At 62.9% G+C, this 20,319-nt stretch carries 19 protein-coding genes; 14 read left to right on the top strand and 5 right to left on the bottom strand.

Annotated features, from left to right (window positions below; genetic code table 11):
* Positions 1-1,335, top strand: a complete 1,335-nt coding sequence (locus OKA05_RS19240; RefSeq protein ID WP_264488815.1) for an aspartate aminotransferase family protein — start codon at positions 1-3, stop codon at positions 1,333-1,335.
* 261 nt (positions 1,336-1,596) lie between these two features.
* Here the strand turns inward: OKA05_RS19240 and rhaM are convergent, their stop codons facing one another.
* Both rhaM and OKA05_RS19230 read right to left on the bottom strand, forming a co-directional pair.
* The gene (rhaM, locus tag OKA05_RS19235; RefSeq protein WP_264488814.1) at positions 1,597-1,911 is read right to left on the bottom strand and encodes an L-rhamnose mutarotase; all 315 of its coding nucleotides are present in this window, start codon (positions 1,909-1,911) and stop codon (positions 1,597-1,599) included.
* Between the two features lie 5 nt (positions 1,912-1,916).
* A complete protein-coding gene (locus OKA05_RS19230; RefSeq protein WP_264488813.1) occupies positions 1,917-3,119 on the bottom strand; it encodes a bifunctional 3,4-dihydroxy-2-butanone-4-phosphate synthase/GTP cyclohydrolase II in 1,203 nt (400 codons plus the stop codon).
* Positions 3,120-3,274: 155 nt separating this feature from the next.
* Here OKA05_RS19230 and OKA05_RS19225 point away from each other — a divergent pair, with 155 nt between their 5' ends.
* From OKA05_RS19225 to OKA05_RS19205, 5 genes are all read left to right on the top strand, one after another.
* Positions 3,275-4,327, top strand: coding sequence for a sugar phosphate isomerase/epimerase family protein (locus tag OKA05_RS19225; protein ID WP_264488812.1), 1,053 nt, complete (start codon positions 3,275-3,277; stop codon positions 4,325-4,327).
* Between the two features lie 5 nt (positions 4,328-4,332).
* On the top strand, positions 4,333-5,412 hold the full coding sequence (locus OKA05_RS19220; protein WP_264488811.1) for a Gfo/Idh/MocA family protein: 1,080 nt from the start codon (positions 4,333-4,335) through the stop codon (positions 5,410-5,412).
* A gap of 23 nt (positions 5,413-5,435) precedes the next feature.
* Positions 5,436-5,630: a DUF4177 domain-containing protein gene (locus OKA05_RS19215; protein ID WP_264488810.1), complete on the top strand. Its 195-nt coding sequence runs from the start codon at positions 5,436-5,438 to the stop codon at positions 5,628-5,630.
* 135 nt (positions 5,631-5,765) lie between these two features.
* Complete coding sequence (locus tag OKA05_RS19210) at positions 5,766-6,926, top strand: Gfo/Idh/MocA family protein (RefSeq protein WP_264488809.1); 1,161 nt, start codon at positions 5,766-5,768, stop codon at positions 6,924-6,926.
* A 146-nt stretch (positions 6,927-7,072) separates the two neighbouring features.
* Positions 7,073-7,996, top strand: coding sequence for a ThuA domain-containing protein (locus OKA05_RS19205; protein WP_264488808.1), 924 nt, complete (start codon positions 7,073-7,075; stop codon positions 7,994-7,996).
* A 4-nt stretch (positions 7,997-8,000) separates the two neighbouring features.
* Here the strand turns inward: OKA05_RS19205 and OKA05_RS19200 are convergent, their stop codons facing one another.
* Together OKA05_RS19200 and OKA05_RS19195 are read right to left on the bottom strand one after the other, a co-directional pair.
* Positions 8,001-9,338 carry an SGNH/GDSL hydrolase family protein gene (locus OKA05_RS19200; RefSeq protein WP_264488807.1) on the bottom strand — a complete coding sequence of 446 codons (1,338 nt, stop codon included), beginning with the start codon at positions 9,336-9,338 and terminating at the stop codon, positions 8,001-8,003.
* A 68-nt stretch (positions 9,339-9,406) separates the two neighbouring features.
* Complete coding sequence (locus tag OKA05_RS19195) at positions 9,407-12,430, bottom strand: Ig-like domain-containing domain (protein WP_264488806.1); 3,024 nt, start codon at positions 12,428-12,430, stop codon at positions 9,407-9,409.
* Between the two features lie 243 nt (positions 12,431-12,673).
* On the opposite strand from OKA05_RS19195, the gene OKA05_RS19190 reads away from it, so the two are divergent.
* The 8 genes from OKA05_RS19190 (at position 12,674) to OKA05_RS19155 (ending at position 19,497) form a co-directional block, all read left to right on the top strand.
* On the top strand, positions 12,674-13,195 hold the full coding sequence (locus OKA05_RS19190; RefSeq protein ID WP_264488805.1) for a GbsR/MarR family transcriptional regulator: 522 nt from the start codon (positions 12,674-12,676) through the stop codon (positions 13,193-13,195).
* An 81-nt stretch (positions 13,196-13,276) separates the two neighbouring features.
* Entirely contained in the window at positions 13,277-14,293 is a 1,017-nt protein-coding gene (locus tag OKA05_RS19185) for a TIGR01777 family oxidoreductase (protein ID WP_264488804.1), read from the top strand.
* Positions 14,294-14,430: 137 nt separating this feature from the next.
* Entirely contained in the window at positions 14,431-15,558 is a 1,128-nt protein-coding gene (locus OKA05_RS19180; RefSeq protein WP_264488803.1) for an AI-2E family transporter, read from the top strand.
* A 2-nt stretch (positions 15,559-15,560) separates the two neighbouring features.
* Positions 15,561-16,553: a COX15/CtaA family protein gene (locus tag OKA05_RS19175; RefSeq protein ID WP_264488802.1), complete on the top strand. Its 993-nt coding sequence runs from the start codon at positions 15,561-15,563 to the stop codon at positions 16,551-16,553.
* A 34-nt stretch (positions 16,554-16,587) separates the two neighbouring features.
* A complete protein-coding gene (locus OKA05_RS19170; protein ID WP_264488801.1) occupies positions 16,588-17,208 on the top strand; it encodes a redox-sensing transcriptional repressor Rex in 621 nt (206 codons plus the stop codon).
* 24 nt (positions 17,209-17,232) lie between these two features.
* Entirely contained in the window at positions 17,233-17,829 is a 597-nt protein-coding gene (locus OKA05_RS19165; protein WP_264488800.1) for an RNA polymerase sigma factor, read from the top strand.
* Positions 17,826-19,025 (top strand): VWA domain-containing protein, encoded by a 1,200-nt coding sequence (locus OKA05_RS19160; protein ID WP_264488799.1) that lies wholly within the window; start codon positions 17,826-17,828, stop codon positions 19,023-19,025. Before OKA05_RS19165 ends, OKA05_RS19160 begins: the two co-directional genes overlap by 4 nt.
* A 31-nt stretch (positions 19,026-19,056) precedes the next feature.
* Complete coding sequence (locus tag OKA05_RS19155; protein ID WP_264488798.1) at positions 19,057-19,497, top strand: deoxycytidylate deaminase; 441 nt, start codon at positions 19,057-19,059, stop codon at positions 19,495-19,497.
* A gap of 4 nt (positions 19,498-19,501) precedes the next feature.
* Here OKA05_RS19155 and OKA05_RS19150 read toward each other — a convergent pair whose 3' ends face one another.
* Positions 19,502-20,272, bottom strand: coding sequence for a hypothetical protein (locus tag OKA05_RS19150; RefSeq protein WP_264488797.1), 771 nt, complete (start codon positions 20,270-20,272; stop codon positions 19,502-19,504).
* Between the last annotated feature and the right edge of the window lie 47 nt (positions 20,273-20,319).

Genomic DNA, 20,319 nt, shown 5'->3' with positions numbered 1-20,319 from the left:
ATGGCCACGCTCCCGCCCTTCGACTACACGCCGCTGCCTTACGATGGTCCTTCACCGGAGGAGGTGCTCGATCTTCGAAAGCAATACGTCAGCCCCGGCATCTTCCACTATTACAAGAAGCCGATCATGATCGTGGAAGGGAAGGGTCAGTACCTCTTCGACGAAACCGGCCGCCGCTACCTCGATGGCTTTGGCGGCATCGTCACGGTGAGCGTGGGGCATTGCCATCCCGAGGTGGTGGCCGCGGCGAACCTGCAGAACGAGACTATTTCCCACACGACAACGATCTACCTGCACCCGAACATCGCGCTCTACGCCAAGGAACTTGCAGCGAAGATGCCGGGCGATCTGAAGGTCTGCTACTTCGTCAATTCGGGCTCGGAGGCGAACGACCTCGCGATGCTGATGGCGCGCGCCTACACGGGGAACTACGATGCGATTGCGCTGCGCAATGCCTACCACGGCGGCAGCCCGTCGGCGATGGCACTGACTTCGCACCACACGTGGAAATTCAATGTACCGCACTCCTTCGGCGTCCAGCACGCGCGGATGCCGGACATCTATCGCGGGCCTTTCGGAAGCGATGATCCCGACGCGGGGAAGAAGTATGCCGCGGATGTGGAGGATCTTGTGCGCTTCGGCACTTCCGGAAGGATCGCAGCGTTCATCGCCGAGTCGATCCAAGGGGTCGGCGGGACGGTGGTCTTTCCCGAGGGTTATCTGAAGCATGCCTACGAGCATGCGCGGGCTGCCGGCGGCCTGTGCATTGCGGATGAAGTACAGGCTGGCTTCGGGCGCACCGGCACGCACTTCTGGGGCTTCGAAACGCAGGGCGTGATTCCCGACATTGTCACGATGGCCAAGGGCATCGGGAATGGCTGTCCGCTCGCTGCGGTGGTGACCACGCCGGAGATCGCGAAGACTTTGGCAACGCGCATTCACTTCAACACTTTCGGCGGCAATCCGGTGTCGATGGCTCAGGGGCGCGCGGTGCTGAGGGTGATCGAGAAGGAGGGGCTGCAGGTGAATTCGCTGAAGATCGGCGCTCGTCTTACGGCTGGCTTTCACCGGCTCGCGGAAAAGCACTCGCTCATCGGCCAAGTCCGTGGCCTCGGCCTCATGCTCGGCGTTGAGTTGGTGAAGGATCGCGAGACGAAGGAACCCGCCCGCGACGAATGCGCGGCCGTGTTCGAGCGATGCAAGGAACTCGGCCTGCTGATCGGGAAGGGCGGGCTGTTGGGGAATGTTCTCCGCATCAAGCCGCCGATGTGCATCACCGAAGCCGATGCGGATTTCATGCTCGAAGTGATCGACGAATCACTAGCTTCAGTCTGAGAGATCTGGCATTCCGATCCCGGAGGGATTTCAGCCAGTAGCCCCGGGTCGAGCGAAGCGACTACCCGGGGTGTTAGATTCGTGAGATCGCGACCCCGGCGGGGTCGAAGCCGGATAGTGGCGACGAGGTGGCTCGGTCCCGGCTTGCATCCCGTCCGGGATGCCCTCCGGTCATGGCCGAAACCGGGGGTAATCGCCGCTTCGCGGCTCGACCCCCGGCTACTGGCTGGGTCCCCGTCGGGGACCATGAAGATCCACGACTCAATCGAGATGGAATACCTCGCGCAACGGCGCGGATACGGGTGACGAGTCCGGATTCGCTGGCATCACATCGGCCATGTGCTTCCACCAACGCTGGCACACCTCCGTCTCCGCGATTGCTTCCCAGCACTCCTCGCTCTCGATTTCGGCATAGCCGAAAAGCTGCCGCGTCTCGGGATGCAGGAAGATCGAGTAGTTGTGCACGCCATGTGCTTTCAACACTGCCGTGAGTTCGTCCCAGATCGGCTGGTGACGCCGCTCGTATTCCTCTTCCGCGCCGGGATTCACCGACATCACGAAGGCCTTGCGGATCATCACTGTTAGAGGTGATGGCCCATGCGTTCGCGCTTGGTGGCGAGGTAGCGGGCGTTGTGGACATTCTCCGGCAGGCGGATCGGAAGCTGTTCGACGATCTCCAGCCCGTAGCCTTCCAGGCCGACGACTTTCTTCGGGTTGTTCGTCAGCAGGCGGATCTTCCGAACTCCGAGGTCGCAGAGGATCTGCGCGCCCATGCCGTAGTCCCGCAGGTCGGAGGGGAAGCCGAGTTTCTCGTTCGCCTCAATGGTGTCGAAGCCCTGCTCCTGCAGCTTGTAGGCGTGGATCTTCGCCGCGAGGCCGATGCCGCGGCCTTCCTGCCGGAGGTAAAGGAGGATGCCGCCATCATTCGCGATGTGCTCCATGGCCGCATCGAGCTGGCCGCCGCAGTCGCAGCGTTGGGAAAGGAAAACATCCCCGGTGAGGCATTCCGAGTGGACTCGCACGAGGGTCGGCGTCTCGGGATCGATCTTTCCGCGGCTGAGGGCGAGGTGATGCGAGCCGTCGGTTTCCACCCGGTAGAGATGGCAATCGAACTCGCCGTGGTCGGTCGGCAATTTGATGGTCTCCTCGCGCACGACCAGCTTCTCCGAGCGCCGCCGCCACTGGATGATCTGGGCGATGGTGCAGGCCTTCAGCCCGTGGGCGTGCTGGTATTCGCCGAGGTCACCGACCCGGGCCATGGTGCCGTCCACGTGCATGATCTCGCAGATCACCCCGGCGGCTGGCAGGCCGGCGAGGCGGGCGAGATCCACGGACGCCTCGGTATGGCCAGCCCGGCGCAGCACGCCACCGGCGCGGGCCTGGATCGGGAAAATGTGGCCTGGCTGGACGAAATCGTCCGCCTTGGCGGTGGCGTCGGCCAGCAACTGGACGGTGCGGGCGCGGTCGGCGGCGGAAATCCCGGTGCTCACGCCCTTGGCGGCATCGACCGAAACCGTGAACGCGGTCCGGAGCACCTCGCGGTTGCGGCGGGTCATTTGCTGGAGTTCCAGCTCCTCGGCGCGCTCCTGGGTGATCGGGGCGCAGATCAGGCCGCGGCCATGGACGGCCATGAAAGAAATCGTTTCTTGGGTGCACAGCGAGGCCGCGGCGATCAGGTCGGCCTCGTTCTCCCGGTCCGGGTCATCGGCCACGATGACGATGCGGCCGGCAGCGATCTCGGCGATGATTTCCTCGACGGGGCTGAATGTGAGCGGGGTGGCCATGCGCACGGCAGCCTCATCCGCGCCACGCCGGAGGTCAAGGGGTGGGGTGGGGAAGGATACCGGATCATGTCGCAATTTTCACGGCTCCCCGGGATTTTCCCATTCCCCCGGTGAAAGGCCGTCGCCAATCTCCACGCACCATCCACCCCACGACCATGTCCAGACCCGTTACCCTTTTCACCGGCCAGTGGGCCGACATCCCCGCGGAAGAACTTTTCCCCAAGGTCAAGGCCATGGGCTTCGACGGCGTCGAGCTGGCCTGTTGGGGCGACCACTTCGACGTCCAGAAGGCGCTGAATGAGCCCGGCTACATCGAAGCCCGCTGGGAGCTGCTGAAAAAGCATGGCCTCGCCTGCTACGCGATCTCCGCCCACCTCGTCGGCCAGGCGATCTGCGACCTCATCGACGAGCGCCACAAGTCGATCCTGCCCGAGCACGTCTGGGGCGATGGCGATGCGGAGGGCGTCCGCCAGCGCGCCGCACAGGAGATGATCGACACCGCCAAGGCCGCCCGGAAGTTCTTCGATGCCGGCAAGTCCTACATGGCGACCAAGCCGGCCGGCTCCGGCAAGACGGTCGTGAACGGCTTCACCGGGTCCTCGATCTGGGGTGCACTGTATGCCTTCCCCCCGACCAGCCAGGAGTATCTGCAAAAGGGCTTCGATGACTTCGGCACCCGCTTCAAGCCGATCCTCGATGCCTTCGAGAAGGAGGACGTCTATTTCGCCCTTGAAGTCCACCCGACCGAGATCGCCTTCGACATCGTTTCCGCCCAGCGCGCCATCGATGCGGTCGGCGGCCACAAGCGTTTCGGCTTCAACTACGACCCGAGCCACCTCGGCTACCAAGGCGTCGACTACGTGAAGTTCATCTATCAGTTCGGCGAGCGCATCCACCACGCCCACATGAAGGACGTCTGGTGGGGCCACGGCACCGGCGAGGTCGGCGTCTTCGGCGGCCATACCGATTTCTGCGACGCGCGCCGCTACTGGGATTTCCGCAGCGTCGGCCGCGGCGACATCAACTTCGAGGAAGTCATCGTCGCGCTCAATGACACGGGCTACAGCGGTCCGCTTTCGATCGAGTGGGAAGACGGCCGCATGGACCGCTTCCACGGTGCCACCGAGAGCTGTGCCTTTGTGAAGGGCCTCGACTTCCCGCGCAATACCGTCGCCTTCGACGCCGCGTTCGACAAATCCAACCAATAAAGATCATGTCCACCAAAGTAGGAGTCATCGGAGCCGGCGGCATGCTGCGCTATCACGCGGAAGGTTTCCGCAAGGCCGGAGCCACCGTCACCGCCGTCGCCGACCCGGCACCGGGTGCGGCCGAGCGCGCGGCCAAGCAGTGGAATGTGGAAGGCGCCTATGAGAGCGTCGAAGACATGCTGGCGAAGGCCGATATCGATGCCGTGTCGATCATCGTTCCTAACAAATTCCACAAGCCGCTGGCGATCCAGTGCCTCAATGCGGGCAAGCACGTCTTCTCCGAGAAGCCCCCGGCGCTCACTGCCGCGGAGGTCCAGGAGATGATCGATGCCGCGAATGCCGCGGGCAAGAAGCTGATGTTCAACTTCAACAACCGCGCCCGGCCCGAGTCGATCGCGATGAAGAAGTATGCGGCCGATGGCACAGTGGGCAAAATCAACTCCGCGCAGGCGAAGTGGATCCGCCGCACCGGCATCCCGGGCTTTGGTGGCTGGTTCACCACCAAGGCGCTTTCCGGCGGCGGGCCGGTGATCGACCTGCTGCACATGATCGACCTCGCGCTCTACTTCATGGATTACCCGGAGCCGTCGCACGTGCTCGCGCAGACCTTCAACGACCATATCACCGACAAAGGTTTCAAGGGCCCGTGGGGTATTCCGGACAAGGCGGACGGCATCAATGACGTCGAGGCGGCAGCCCACGGCTTCGTGACCTTCAAGACCGGCCAGGTCCTGACGCTCCAGGTCTCCTGGGCGGAGATGATCAAGCGCGAGGAAGTCTCCGTGGTCTTCCAAGGCACCAAGGCTGGCGGCAAGGTCGAGCGCTTGTTCGGGCGCGACGGTCTGGACGAGACCGCCATCGATACCTGCGAACTCTACGTTCAGGAGAACGGCTGCTCGGTGAACCGCAGCATCGTCACCGAAGCTTGCGAGGACATGGGCCGCAGCGCCTCCGCCGCGAACTTCATCCACGCCATCGAGGGCACCGCCGAGGCATTCAACACGCCAGACCAAGCGCTCAAGCTGATGAAGATCATCGACGCGATCTACGCTTCGGCTGCCTCCGGCGCGCCGGTGGCGGTGTGATCTGATTGCCGGTTGTTTCCTTCATGAAAGAATATAAGACCTCCCAGTGGCCGATCAAAAACGGGCAGGTCGACTCGAACAAACTCGACCAATACCTGAACGACATGCAGAAGGCGGGCTGGGAACTCTTTTCCACCTGCGTCATCCCTGTATGGCAAGGGGCCGGCCACGTCGTCCTGTGTGTCTTCGTGAAGGAAACGATTGAGACTCTAACCTGAATCCTCTGCTGCAAATCGCAGGGGTGACAGGTTGGTTCTCGATCCTCTAATAGAACATTTAATTTTCCGGCTTGGCGTCCTTGGCGTCTTGGCGGTTCCATTCAGGAAATTCCCGAACTCAGACCCTACTTCCACATGAATCGCAAACTCCGCATGGGCATGGTCGGCGGCGGCCGTGGCGCCTTCATCGGCGGCGTCCACCGCATGGCTGCCAATCTCGACGGCAAGATCGAACTCGTCGCCGGGTGCTTCTCCTCCGATCCGGAGAAGAGCCGACTTTCCGGCGAGGATTTCTACCTCGATCCGTCCCGCGTTTACACCTCCTACGAGGAGATGGCGCAGAAGGAAGCCGCCTTGCCCGCTGACCAGCGCATCGACTTCGTCTCAATCGTGGTCCGCAACAATCTCCACGTACCGGTGGCCACCGCGTTCCTCAACGCCGGCATCAACGTGATCTGCGACAAGCCGCTGGCGTTCTCGCTCGCGGAGGCGAAAGGGTTCGTCGACGTGGTGAAGAAGTCCGGAAAGGTCTTCGCGCTGACCCACAACTACACCGGCTACCCAATGGTCAAGGAAGCCCGCGCGATCGTGAAATCCGGCAAGCTCGGGAAGCTGCTCAAGATCGTAGCGGAGTATCCGCAAGGCTACGCTGCCAGCGCCTTCAAGGACGCGGCCGACGGCGCGATCTCGAACTGGCGAATGGACCCGAATACCTCGGGCGTTTCGAACTGCATCGGCGACATCGGCACGCACGCCGAGAACCTCGCTCGCTACATCACCGGGCTGGAGATCGTGGAACTCGCCGCCGAGCTGACCACCTTTATTCCCGGCCGCCACCTTGATGACGATGGCAACATCCTCGTCCGCTACGAGAACGGCGTGAAGGGCATCATCTACGCGTCGCAGGTTTCCAGCGGCGATGAGAACAACCTCAACATCCGCGTTTACGGCACGGAAGGTTCGATCGAGTGGCACCAGGAGCACCCGAACGAACTGGTGGTGAAGTGGCTCGACAAGCCCCGCGAGACCTGGCGTCGCGGCAATACCTACAATGGTCCCGAGGCTGGCGGCGTCACGCGCCTGCCTTTCGGCCACCCGGAAGCCTTCATCGAGGCTTTCGCGAACGTTTACCTCGCCGCAAGCGAAGCCATCCGCGACGAGATCCAAGGCAAGTTCCCGCGTCCGGAAGGCTACGACTTCCCGACCGTGGATGATGGTGTCGCCGGCATGGCCTTCATCGAGGCGGCTGTCGCTTCCTCGAAAAACAATGCAGCATGGACCAAACCCGGTGCGTAGTAGCGATGTAGCGGCGGTCTGTGACCGTCGCACTTCAGCGGCATAAGCCGCATCCCTGTGGAGTCAGTAAACCGAACCTCACGATGCGGCTAGTGCCGCCATCTTCCGGCGGTCATAGACCGCCGCTACAATTTGAAATCCCGAACATGAAAGCAACTCTCCTCCTTCCACTCGCCGGCGCTGCCGCGGCGTTCTTCCTCGTCGCCGCCGGGCCGGACAATGAGCAAGCCCCTCCCGGAGCGGCCGAGGCCATCGCCAAGGCGCTTCCCGAGAAAGCTTTCGCCAAGCCGTTCAAGGCGCGCAAGGTGCTCGTCTTCGCCAAGACCGCGGGTTTCCGCCACGCCTCGATTCCAACCGGCAAGCTCGCGCTTACCGAGCTCGGCAAGAAAACCGGCGCCTTCCAAACCGTGGTCAGCGATGACCTGGCGAACTTCGAGCCGAAGACGATCGATCAATTCGATGCCATCGTTTTCCTCAGCACCACGATGGATCCCTTCATGCCTCCACAGGATGTGCTGAAGGGTATGAGCGCTGATGCTCGCAAGGATGCCGAGGCCAAGGTCGAGGTTCTCAAGAAGAGCCTCATGGACTTCGTGAGAGGCGGCAAAGGCTTCGTCGGCATTCACGCCGCGACCGACACCTTCTACAACTGGTCCGAGTACGGCGAGATGGTCGGCGGCTACTTCGATGGCCATCCATGGGGTGCGGGCCACGAGGTCTCGATCAAGGTCGAGCCGGGTCAGGAGAAGCATCCGCTGGTCGCGATGTTTGAAGGCAAGAACCAGGAATTCAAAGAAGAGATCTATCAGTTCAAGGCTCCTTACGACTCGAAGAAGTACCACATGCTGCTGCGTCTCGACACCGAGAAGACCGACATGAAAGTCGGCGGCATCAAGCGCACCGATGGTGACTTCGGCGTCGCGTGGGCGCACTCATGGGGCAAGGGCCGGGTCTTCTATTGCTCGATCGGCCACAACCACGAGATGTACTGGAACCCTACCATCCTGAGCCACTACCTCGCCGGCATCCAGTGGGCCATCGGCGACTTCAAGGTGAAGGTCGACAAGTGACCGGCTAAGGCTTCGGCGTCGCTTGCAATCGCACAAATCCCTTCGACCCCGCGGCGGGCGTGACGGACACTGTTCCGTCGCCCGCCGTTTGCGTTCGGGCCGGTGGGACCGGCGTCCATGTCGTCAGGTTGGTGGACTCTTGGGGAATCAGGTTCGCGAAACGCAGCCCCAAGGGATCGGGCCGCCACGAGAGCGATCGTCCCGGTGCGAAGCTGCCAGTGAGCGGACGGCTGAAGGATCCCGGCGGAGTGCCCATGGCGAACTCCAGCACATTGGGCAGGCCATCGTGGTCGGGGTCGGCGTTCATGGCGGACCCCGGTAGCCCCGCTCCGGAAACCCAGGTCAGGTAGGGTTGATCGGGATTCAGCCCGAGCAGGTTTTGCAGGATCTCGCGGTTCGAGAACGGCGTTAGATTGGTGCCGAGCTTGGCATTGATCGCCACCATGATTTCGTTGGCGATCAGCGCCTGCGCCATGGTTGCCACGTGGAAGCCGTCGCGACAGAAAATGCTCGTCGGAGGATTCTCCGGGTGAGGTGTGATGTTGAAGACGGTTCCATTGAGTTGGAAGGGATGCTCGTCGAAAAGCCGGTCGGTCAAGCGGTCGAGTCGCGCGATGGTGGGAGCGGGATTCTTGCCGGCTGCCCACGTGATGACTGCCTGATTGAAGGCCGCGATCTTGGCCCGCGTGCTCGCCTGTTTGGCGGGGATATTATAGGTGCCTGAGATCTGCGGAGTCGCCCCGACATCTGGCACAGTGCAGACGATAATAGGAACGTTGGGGCGGAGGATCCTCACCCAGGCATGGATGTGGTTGAGGTAGGTGCTCACCAATTCCGTTAGGAATTCAGGGTCCTCCGTGTTGTTGAAGAGGTCGTTGTATTCCTTCTTGAGGTCGTTCGCTCCTAACAGGATCACCACCACCTGGGCGACGCCGATTTCATCTTCGAGAGCATCGCGAGTCAGGCCATACCCGAACTTCAGCACCTTCTCGTCCTTGTCATCCGAGGGCGTGTTGTAGAGCAGGTTCTTCCAGAAGATCATCGTCATCCCGGGAATCCCGAAGTTCCACTCGTGCCCGGCATTCCGCAGATCAAGGTAGCTTCCGCCGGTGGCCTCCAAAGGGCCTAGGCTGGCTTCAGTCGGACGGAAGATCCGCAGCAGCTCCGGCCAACTCCGGGTATTGGCATTGGTGGGCTGGGATTCCGGCGCGGAGAACGGGAATTCGTAGGCATACTCCTCCGTCATGCTGTCGCCAATCGCCAGCACTCGTAAGGGAGCCGCTGCCGCGACTCCCGATATTCCAAGGAGAGCGGCAATAATGATGGAGAGTAGACGAGTCATTCATTGGCTCGGTAAATTCAACCGAACCCGACAAGCTAGACGCGTTCCCCTGCTTGCCAAGCGACGGACTAGTCCGCTTGGACCTTCACGAACCGTTTCGAGCCATTCATCGGATCCGGCGGGCTCAAGGTAACTTCCACCGTTTCAACCGATCCCGACGTGTTTGTGATGTTTGAAGCAGCTTCGGTGTCTTCGTTCCAGGTGCTCAGATTTGTCGACACAAAGACGCGATACTCGAGCCCGGTCAGCCCGGGGACTCGGCGGGTGTAGGTGAACTTGCCCGTGGCTCTTTTCAGCGGAATGGGGATCGGATTCAGCGAGGTCGCTGAATGGGGATCAAGGCCGAAGGCATACTCGAAGGCATTGTCGTGGCCATCGTGATCGTCGTCCGCGCTGCTGCTCGTCACATTGTTATCGTACATCCACGCTTGGATGTCGGGGAGATGCACCGCATCGCCGATGTCACGCGGCATGAGATAGTAGCTGCCCGTGAAGGGAGCTGTGGCGTCGGATTGGCCGAGAATGCCGGTGATGATGATGGGGAAGGAGGGGGGGGATGCGAGGGTCGAACCGGGCTGGACTCGGACTTCGAAGGTATTTCCCGAGGGATCGCGAAGCACGACTGTGGCTCCAGGTCCCCAGGTTCCCGAGTCGAGCACGACGTTCCGAATGGTCAGCAAGGATCCCTCGCGGGCTTCGTGATTGGCGAAGAGGGCAGGCAGGGTGGTCGTGGTACCGAGGATCTCCGGGACCGGACCGCGGTTGACGATATGCGCCGACGAGACCGGGACGATGGCGGTTTGTCCATTGGTCTGGGTGACGGTGCCGAGGACGGTGAACCGGTAACCGCGGAGCAGCCCTAGATTCAGGCCCGGTGAGGAGATGCAGATCCCGCCGGTGGTGTCCTGAAGGAAGCCGCTGAAGTTGGCCGCGCCGCCGCCGAAGTCCTCTTCGGTCACCGTGCCGGACACCGCAACCAGCAGTCCGGAGTCGAACGCGAAGCCGTTGGCATCCGTGTCGCGCAAGCTGTTGATCGGAGTTGCCACTCGTGCGGCGGCCGGGGTGGAGAGGGGCGTCAAGGAGCCGCCCACACCCGTCGTTGAAATCGCGAGCGGATAGATTCCCTGGTTGGATACCTGTGGAGTTTCCGGGGTGGAAATTCCGCTGATGGTCACTTCCAGTGCGTTGCCGGTAGTCACCGCCGCCGATGTCACCTGAATCGTTTGGCCGTTTACGGACACCGCGGCACCTACAGATGCCGGACCGGTAAGGACGGCTCCGGATGGCGTGCCGAGGGCCGCGGGGATCGTGATGTTGACCTGCGAAAGCGGGGTGGTGCCCGCTTGGGCAAGCAGCGAGACCTTGAGCGAGTTTCCGGTCTGGCCGGCATCGAAGATCGGGGAACCCAGCAGCGCACTGTCGAGGGTGGCGTTGGTGACCGTCGCGATGCCATCGCCCTGGCCGGCGGTTCGACCGCGCAGGGCCGCAATGAAGGCGGCATTGGGACCGCTATTGGGAGCGCCGAAGTCATCGAGCGTCAATACCAGCCCGGCGCTGGCATCAGAGCCGGACATGTAGTCGGCGAGTGTGGCGGTGGCGTTGTTGGCCTTCACCCCGAGATTGGTGCCGGTGGTGGCGGCGGTGATCATTTTGGCACCGGTGAAGGACGCGAAGAGGGACTGTGCCGGAGGAAGTCCGGCGGCCAAGGCATGGATGCCACCGTCGGTCCCCGCGGGATCGCTGCCGGCTGCCTTGATCATCACCATGTCGGTGGCGGTGAGATCTATTTCCGGCGAGTCAGGGACCGGGGTGAAACAGGCGGAGTCCATCAGGCCCACCGAGAGCGTGAAGTCCGTGGCGCTGAGGTCCGGACTGCCGGCCCAGTTGGTGAGCGTGATCAGGGTGCCGACCGGCACGGCTGACCAAAGGTCGGAGGTGGTGAAGATCAGCTTGCCTCCGAGGTCAGCGTCGATATTCGCGCTGAAGTCCTTCAGGATCATCCCGCGCATGTCCACGGTGGAGCCCGGCGTTCCGTTGCCGGTGACGAGCAGTTCGATCCGCTCGGGCGAGCCATTGAAGTACTTGTTCACCACCACGACCGGCGGGTCGATGACTTCGGCGGTGGTGAAGTTCCACGTTTCGCTGTCGGTGAAGCCGGCAAACGCATTCGGAGTACCGGCGAGATCGACCACCGCTCCGGCTGGGATTTCCACGTGATAGGCGGTGCCGGGGGCCAGCGGATTGGCCATCACCAGATCGATCTGGTTGACCCCCACCACGACTTGGGCGGGATCAGTGGCGTCGAGGGCATTCACGATCGCATCGGTCGCGGTTTCCTTGACCAGAATGGTGCCGCTGCCTCGGGCAATGCCCTCGTTGAATACTGCCGTGAGCGTCGTGGGCACCAGCAGGTTGGTGGCATTGTCGGTCGGCGTGAGGCCGATGAGAGACGGCGGGGTGGTATCACCGCCGCTGGATCCGCTGACCGTTCCTTGCACGGTCAAATCCAGGCCGGGGGATTCTCCCCAGACATAGAAATCGCCCCCGGCGTTGCCCGCGGCGTAGGGGATCAGGCGGAAGGTGATCGTATTGCCGGTTAGATTCTGGAGTTCCTGGATTGAGGAGAGGTCGATGTCGTTGGCGATTCCGGGGGTGTTGGGAGGGGCGTCGAGCCCCATCTCTTCGACGTCAACGAAAGCCCCGTTGCCGATTTGGAACTGGAGGGCGGCCACTTGCGGGCCATTGGTGGAGCGCCGGTAGTGAAGCGTGAAGGTGTGGACCGAAAGCGCGGCCCCTGCCTTCGGAGCGAGGGTGAAGGTGATGAAACGATCGTCGTCGATCCCTTGCTCGTATGATCCCGCGTGCCAACCCTCGCCGCCCCAGCCGTCGTCGGTGGGATTGCCTTCGATGGTAACCCCCTCGCCGCGGGTCAGGCCGCCGACCGTGACATTGGGGTGCTTCTGAGTGTGCTCCATTTCCTGGTCACCCCAATCGGATTGGCCGGTGGTTTCCCAGCCGGCGAGCAGTGCGGCTTGGGCAGAGTGGACGAGGGCGCAGGCGCCGAGGAGGGCGACGATTCGGGACGTAGTCATGACGCGATGGATGGATCTTGGAAACCAAGCCAAGGCGTGAGGGGCGCCGCCCGGCGCTATGGCGAAACCTGAACCCGGGGAGGCGGAATCACCGATTGCTGTAATGTTCCGGAAGTCTGACAATTTCTAACCGCTCTGACAAGGCCGCACATGTGACGGTGTTTGAACGACTTGAAAGAGCGGGTGGGATCGGCCGGAATTTCCCCTTGAAAGTTTGAAGTTTCAGGAAATACTGAAAACACCATGAGCAAGGATGCAGCGATCTTGAAGCAGGCGCGCGACGAATTCGTCGCCCAGTGGGGGGCGATGGGATCGCAATGGGGGATCAATCGCACCATGGCGCAAATTCACGCGCTACTGATGACGGCGCCCGAACCGGTGAGCACCGATGAGGCGATGGCGGAACTGCAGATCAGCCGTGGCAACGCTCACTCCAACCTCAAGGAGCTGGTGGCATGGGGGCTGGTACGGGTGGTGGTGAAGAAGGGCGAGCGCCGCGAGTTTTTCGAGGCGGAGAAAGACGTCTGGCAGATTTTCACCATCGTCACGCGAGAGCGGAAGAAGCGCGAGATCGAGCCGGCGCTGGGCGTGCTCAGCCAGTGCTCGGAGACCACCCGGCAGCTTTCCTCGGCGGAGGGCAAGGCGTTCCACGCCCAGATGCGGCAGTTGGAGGAGTTTGTCGGTTTCGCCTCCAAGGTGGCGGACAAGGTGGGCGCGATGAAGCACGGCTTTGCCATCCAACTCGCCGCGAAGCTGCTGGGCTGACGGGGCAATGCTATTGGAGTGAATTTTCAGAATTTTCCGAAAGGAGAGGAATTTAAGAACTAGGAAGAAAGAGAGGCTCGAATGAATCCTCAGATTGTAATTTTCGGTGCTAACGGCTTTTTGGGCCGCTATCTGGCGCGGTATTACCAGCGCCAGGGCCGTGAAGTGGTATGTGTCGCACGGCATCGTGACGGGTGGAGCGGCGACGGGATGTTCCTCGAATGGGACGGCCGGACCATCGGTCCATGGGCGCTGGCGCTGGAAGGCGCGGAGCAGGTGATCAATCTCGCGGGGCGCAGCGTGAACTGCCGCTACGATGAAAAGAACCGCCGCGAGATCTTCGACTCGCGGACGGACTCGACCCGGGTGATCGGCGAAGCGATCGCCGCCTGCAAGGTGCCGCCGAAGCTGTGGGTGAATTCGAGCACGGCGACGTTGTATCGCCACGCGGAGGACCGCCCGCAGGATGAATGGACAGGGGAGCCGGGCGAGGGTTTTTCGGTCGAGGTGGCGCGTGCGTGGGAGGAGGCGTTTTTCGCGGCCCCGGTGCCCGGAGCGACCCGCAAGGTGGCGCTGCGCACCGGCATCGTACTGGCCTACGAGGATGGCTCGGCCTTCGAGGTGCTGCGGCATTTGACCCGGCGCGGGCTGGGGGGGCGCATGGGTCATGGCCGCCAGCGGGTGAGCTGGATTCACATGGACGACTTCATCGCGGCGATCGAGTTCATTGCCGCGGATCCCTGGCGGGATGGCGTTTACAACCTGACCGCGCCGGAGCACCCGACCAACCGCGAGCTGATGAAGGCTTTCCGCGAGCAGCAGGGCGCGCCTTTCGGGCTGCCGGCGACGCGGTGGATGCTGGAGATCGGAGCCCGGGCGATGAAGACCGAGACCGAACTCATTCTCAAGAGCCGCTGGGCGGATCCACGGCGGTTGCGCGAAGAGGGGTTCCGGTGGCGCTGGCCGAAGCTTGAGACGGCGCTCGCCGATCTCGAAGGAAGGCATGGACTGGAAGGCTTCTTTTACCAGCCGGACCGGCGCTCGGCGGGAGTCCGGGTCTGGACGCCGGGAAAGAAGGCCGCGGCGGGGGGTAGGTGACATGGGAGGAAATCCCATGGAGTCCCTGATTTTTCACAGAGGAATGCTTTGTGAATCCGCGAGTTGTCTTGTAGCCTGAGGCCCCAGCCCGGATGTCGGAAAACGGAATCAACCCCAGAAAGCCACGCGCTTCGCAGATGCTTCTGCTCTTCGCTGCGCTGGTGATCGGCGTGGCGGGGCTCAAGGCGGCACAGGCCTTCTTCGTGCCGGTATTCCTTGCGTTCTTCATTGCCACCGTCAGTTACCCGATCACCGGTTGGCTCCAGCGCCACAAGGTCCCGCCCGCGGTGGCGGTGTTGTTCACGGTGTTGGTCGACTTCGCTTTCCTCGCGGCGGTCGTGGTGCTGGGCGTGACCATTGTCGGCGACCTGCAGGAAAGCTGGGACGCCGAGTATTACGATCTGGCCCGCGGGAAAATCCTCGAGGCCAACGGTGCGATCGCCGGCAAGCTGGACGAGTGGGGCGTGGAAGACGCGGTGGAGAAGCTGAATGCCTTCACCAACGAGAATCTTGCCGAGATGCGGAACGTGAAGTTCGCGCAGATCTGGACGGTCAGCACCGGGGTGGTCGGCCGGGTGCTGACGTTTTTCGCCACCTTCGGCGTGGTGATCATCCTGACCATTTTCATGCTCTCCGAGGCGCAAGGCTTCAGCCGTCGCTTCGGCGCGATCCGTGCCGCCCGCGGCCCGAATTTCGAACGGCTGGCCGGGGCCATGCGCGACACCCAGCGCTATCTGGGCATCAAGACGATCATCAGCCTGGCGACCGGTATTCTGGCCGGGGTGCTGTGCTGGGTGGCAGGCGTGGATTTCTTCCTGCTGTGGGGCATCCTCGCCTTCGTGATGAATTTCATCCCGGCGGTCGGCTCGCTGATCGCGTCTGTCCCGCCGATCTTGCTGACGCTCATTGCCAAGGACGGCGGGCCTACCGACGCGGTGGTGGTCGCCGGCGGCTATGGGCTGATCAACATGTTCCTCGACAACTTCGTGCAGCCGACGCTGCTCGGGAAGCGCTTCGGCCTGTCGATCCTAGTGGTCGTGCTTTGCGTGCTGTTCTGGGGCTGGCTGTGGGGCCTGATCGGCATCGTGCTGGCGGTTCCGCTGACCATGATTCTCAAGGTGGTGCTGGATAACAGCGATGAGTTCCGCTGGGTCGCCGTGGCGATCGGCCAGGAACCGCGGAAGGAAGAGGAACCGGTGCCGGAGAAGGTGAGCGACCGGGTGGCTGCGGCGAGCGAGGCCGCGAAGGTGACGGGCGGGAATTGACCATGTCGCTGTTTCAGAAGTCCGCCACTGCCGCGCTGGTCGCCGTGATCGTGCTGATCTGTGTCGGCGCGATCGTGCGGGTCAGCGGGGCGGGGATGGGATGCCCCGATTGGCCGCGCTGCTGGGGCCGGCTGATCCCGCCGACCAAGGTGGAGCAGGTGGACCTGTCGAAGATCGATTTCAAGAAATTCGAGCGGGCGGCCAAGCGCTATGGCAGGGACTCGGCCACCGTCACGCCGGAACACATTTTGGAGAACTTCAACGCGGTCCATACCTGGACTGAGTTCGTCAACCGCCTGACCTCGCTGCCGGTGGGCTTCTTTTCCATGGCCACGCTGGTGCTGGCATTGCTCCGTGAAAGGAGCCGGCCCTCGGTGATTCCCGCGGCTTTTGCCTCGGTGTTCCTCGTCGGCGTGAATGCCTGGATGGGAGCGCAGGTGGTCTCCAGCGACCTCAAGCCCGGGGTGCTGACCACTCACATGGCGCTGGCGATGCTGGTGGTCATTCCGATGACCTTCGCCGCTTGGCGCGGTTCCGAGCGCCCGTGGACCATCGCCGGTGACGATGGATTCAGGACCCGCATGCGTTGGGTCATCGGGCTGTTGCTGGTTCTGATCTTCGTCGAGGGCGTGCTGGGCACGCGGATCCGGGAGATGAATACCGACCTGGCGAAGAGCCACGCCGGGCTAGGCCGGGCGGAGTGGATCGGTGTTCTGGAGCACTCGTGGAGCTACCTGATCCACCGTAGCTTTTCCTGGCTGATCCTTGTCGCCACAGCGTTCGCATGGTGGCGGTCGCGCCAGACCGGCGCACCCGGTCGCACGGCCACCGGCGCACTCGCCGTGGTGATCGGGCAGATGGTGCTCGGACTGATCATGGCGAGGGTTGAGATTCACCCGGCGGTGCAGGTCGCGCACCTCGGGCTCTCAGCGATCCTGCTGGCGCTGGTGATGCTGTGGTTCTGCGCGACCTTCCGCCCGACTGCCCGGGCTTGACCGGGCGACTTTCCCCGCGTTTCCTCCGCCGCACGTGGAAAAGATCGATATTCCCAAGAAGGCCATCTACCGCCTGTCGATCTACCACCGGTGCCTCCAGCGTCTGCAGGACAACGGTCAGGAAACGGTGAGTTCCACCGCGCTCGCCAAGGCCGCTGGCGTGAAGCCCGCCCAGCTACGCAAGGACCTCGCCTACTTCGGCCAGTTTGGCACCCGCGGGCTCGGCTATCCGGTCGATACGCTGGCGTCGATGATCCGCGACCTGCTCGGCCGCGAACGTCTCCAGCCCGTCGTGCTGGTCGGTGCCGGTAACCTCGGCTCGGCCCTCTTGCACTATCAAGGATTCCAGAAGGAGGGCTTCGAGGTTGTCTGCGCCTTCGATGCCGACCCGGAAACCGCCAAGAAGCGTGGCATCGGCATCCCGGTGAAGTCGGACCAGGAAATCGACAGCTTCGTCCACGCGGAGAACGTGAAGCTGGCGATCCTCTGCGTGCCGGCCGGCTTTGCCCAGGCCGTTGCAAATCGTCTGGTCGCCGCTGGCATCCAAGGGATTCTGAATTTCTCCCCGGTGGTACTGGAAGTGCCCGAGGATGTGGTGGTGAACAACGTCGATCTCGCGCTGGAGCTGGAGCATCTCAGCTTCTTCGTGCGCTGAGTGGCGGCAACCTTCGGCCGCGGGATGAAGCCGACTTTTCCCCAAGAAGATCCGGAGTTGCCCGTTTCTCCCGGTGGCACGCCGTCGCGCGACGCCGCAGACAACATGGTGGAGACCCGGGAACAATTCGTCGAACGAGCGCTGGCCGAATACGAGTCACCGCTCGTCGGCTATGCCTACGGGTTCGTCCATGATCTCGAACGCGCCCGCGACATCGTCCAGGACACCTTCATCCGCCTCTGCCAGCAGGACGTGGCCAAGGTGAAGGATGGTCTCAAAACCTGGCTTTTCACCGTCTGCCGGAATCGCGCGCTCGACGTCCTGCGCAAGGAGTCCCGCGTCACGCCGCTGGACGACGACCTGCTCAAGCGCCGCGCCACCGAAGCGCCTTCACCGGATGAATCGCTCGACCAAAGCGAGCGGGTGGCCTGGGTGATGCGCTACCTCGACCGCCTTTCCGAAAACCAGCGCACCGTCATCCTGATGAAATTCCGCGACGGGCTCAGCTATCAAGAGATCTGCGACTCCACCGGACTGAGCAGTGGCAACGTCGGCTTCCTGATCCACACCGGCCTCAAGCGGCTGCGCGAACTTCTCCCCTCCGAACTCCTCGAACCATGAATCTCACTCCCGACGATCCGCGCTTGAGCGCCTGGGTGCTCGGCGAACTTCCCGCCGACGAGGCCGAAGCGATCGGCCACGCCGTAGCCGCCGACCCGGCGCTGCAAGCGGCTGCCGACGAGCTGCGTGGTGTGTGCAGCTTCCTCGATGGCACCTTCGCCGCGCCAGCCTTGAGGCCCGAGCAGCGGGAAGCAGTCCGCCTGGCTGGCCGGACCACCGTCATCGAGTTTCCGGCCCGCAAGAAGAAGGTCCAACACTGGCAGACGCTGCTCGCCACCGCGGCGGTCATTGCGTTCGGCGTCTTTCTCATTTCCCGGATTGAAACCGGCTCCGATCGCGAGGTGGTCCGGCGTGTGCAGCCCTCGCCCGGAACCCCGCCAACCGTGCGTCCCGTGACAGGCAACGGCGAGACAATGGCTGGAAATTCCCGCCACGCTCACAATGTGGACGGTGCGCCGGATTCGGCATTGGCCGACTTTTCCCACATCAAACTCCCCGAAGCCGCCAAGCTGCCGGCCACCTCACCGCTGGATCGTGCATCGGATCTCGACCTGCCGCTGGTGGTGGGTCGCTCCAGCTACGACTGGGTGCGCGGCTGGATCGAGGAAAAGAACCAACTTCCTCCAAAGGAGGCCGTCCGCATCGAGGAACTCGCCAATGCCTTCCCGCTGCCGCCGGAGGAAGAAACCGAGTCATTCGCCGGCCTGCGGGTCGCCTGTGTTTCCATGGCCTCGCTATGGTCCGGGCCCGGGCGCCTCGTCGGGGTCCAGATCGCCAACGAATCCGGTCAAGCGCGCCGGGTGTCCTGGGCCTTCCGCCCGGCACCGGGTTCGCGCGAAGGTGGGGTCCGCGTGCTCGCCTCGACTGGCGGCGATGCCTCGGTCCCTTCAACTCTTCCGGCAGGCCGCCGCACGCTGGTCCTGATCGAACTCACTTCCGCGGCCGGCGAAGCTGGCGATCTCGTTGTTTCCGCCGATGGCCGCAGCCGCCGCATCCCGGCGGTGGAAACGAAGGCTCCCGGTCTCAGGCAAGCCGCGCTCGTCGCCGCCTTCGGCATCTGGCTGCGTAAAGAGGGAATCGACGATGCCCGCTTGCGTGAAATCCTGGTCGCTGCCGGGGAAAACACCGACCCTCGCTCCAAGGAAGTCCGCCAACTGGTCGGCCGGGCGCTCGACATCGCCGCCGCCGGACGTTGACGGCGGCGGGCCGGCCACCTTGAGTCGCGGCGTGTCCCGCCTCAGCATCCCCGAATACGCGATGGCGCTGGCCCACGTGGCCAGCATGCGCTCGGAAGATCCCTACCGGAAAGTCGGGGCCGCGGCGCTCGACTTCGACAACCGGGTCATCGGCACTGCCTACAATGGCCTCGCGCCGGGCTTCAATGCGCCGGCGGATTTCTGGGATGATCGCGAGGCCCGGCAGAAGTTCATGCTCCATGCCGAGGTCAACCTGTGCAGCCTCTTCCGCAGGGGCGAGGCCAAGATCGTGGCCACCACGACCATGCCCTGCACGCCCTGCATGCAGACCTTATGCGCCTACGGCATCAAGGAGATCTACTACCGCGAGATCTACCATGCCTCCGACGCCCCGGAGATCGCCCGGCTTTACGGAGTGAAGCTCGAGCGGGTCGAGTTCACGCCCTTCGAAGGGATGCCCAAGCTAGCCTGATGGCTCACTCGGCAGTCTCGGCCTTTTCCAAGTCGCCGCCGAAGAAGCCCTTGATGTAGCCGAACTCGACCATCGTGTCCTGCCAAGGGGCGAGGAGGCCAGCATCCACGAAAATTCTTCCGCCGCGGGCCATCACAACCTCGGCGTCGATGTCGCGGCCTTCCGAGAACGCGATCGCAGCCTCCGCGTAGTAGGGATACGGCGAGTCGTCAAGGTAGTCGTATTTCTTCGCCATCTTGGCGGCCTCGTCCTTCTTGCCGAGCTTCAGCTTGCAGAGAAGCAGCTTGAATTCCACCAGTCGTGAAAGCTGAATATCTTCCGGTTTGGTGGACTTCGCCATCATGGAGAGGATCTTGCCGAGATTCGTTTCGGCGGCGGCCCAGTCCTTCGTGACGAAGTTGAGTTCCGCCATGTTGAAGAGAATGGAGGGTTGGTTGGGCGCGAGCTTGTCGGCCTCCTTGAAGTGCTCCATGGCCTTGTCGAAATCCCGGAACTCCACCTGGCATGCGCCCAACAGATTCTGGAGATCCGGATGTCCCTTGAAGATCGCGGCAGCTTCGTTGGCCTTCCCGATGGCCTCAAACACCCGTTTCTGAGCAAAGAGCCGCTGCGCCTCCGCCAGCTTCTTTTGGAACTCCTCACGTTGCTCCTTTGGCAGGTTGGAAAACTCCTCCATGAAGGCGAAGACTTCGGGCTTGGGCTTCTCCGCCGCCTCTTGGCCGTTCACGGCGGCGAGGGACAGGAGGCTGCAAAGGAGAATCGCGATCGGTTTCATGGCAGGGGATTCGGTCGGAATCTAGGCAGCCCCGCAGAAGCGTGCAA

This window comes from Luteolibacter arcticus (assembly GCF_025950235.1).
Taxonomy (GTDB): domain Bacteria; phylum Verrucomicrobiota; class Verrucomicrobiia; order Verrucomicrobiales; family Akkermansiaceae; genus Haloferula; species Haloferula arctica.
The sequence above is the reverse complement of the archived record's forward strand: the minus strand, read 5'-3'. Positions and strand labels throughout refer to the sequence as shown.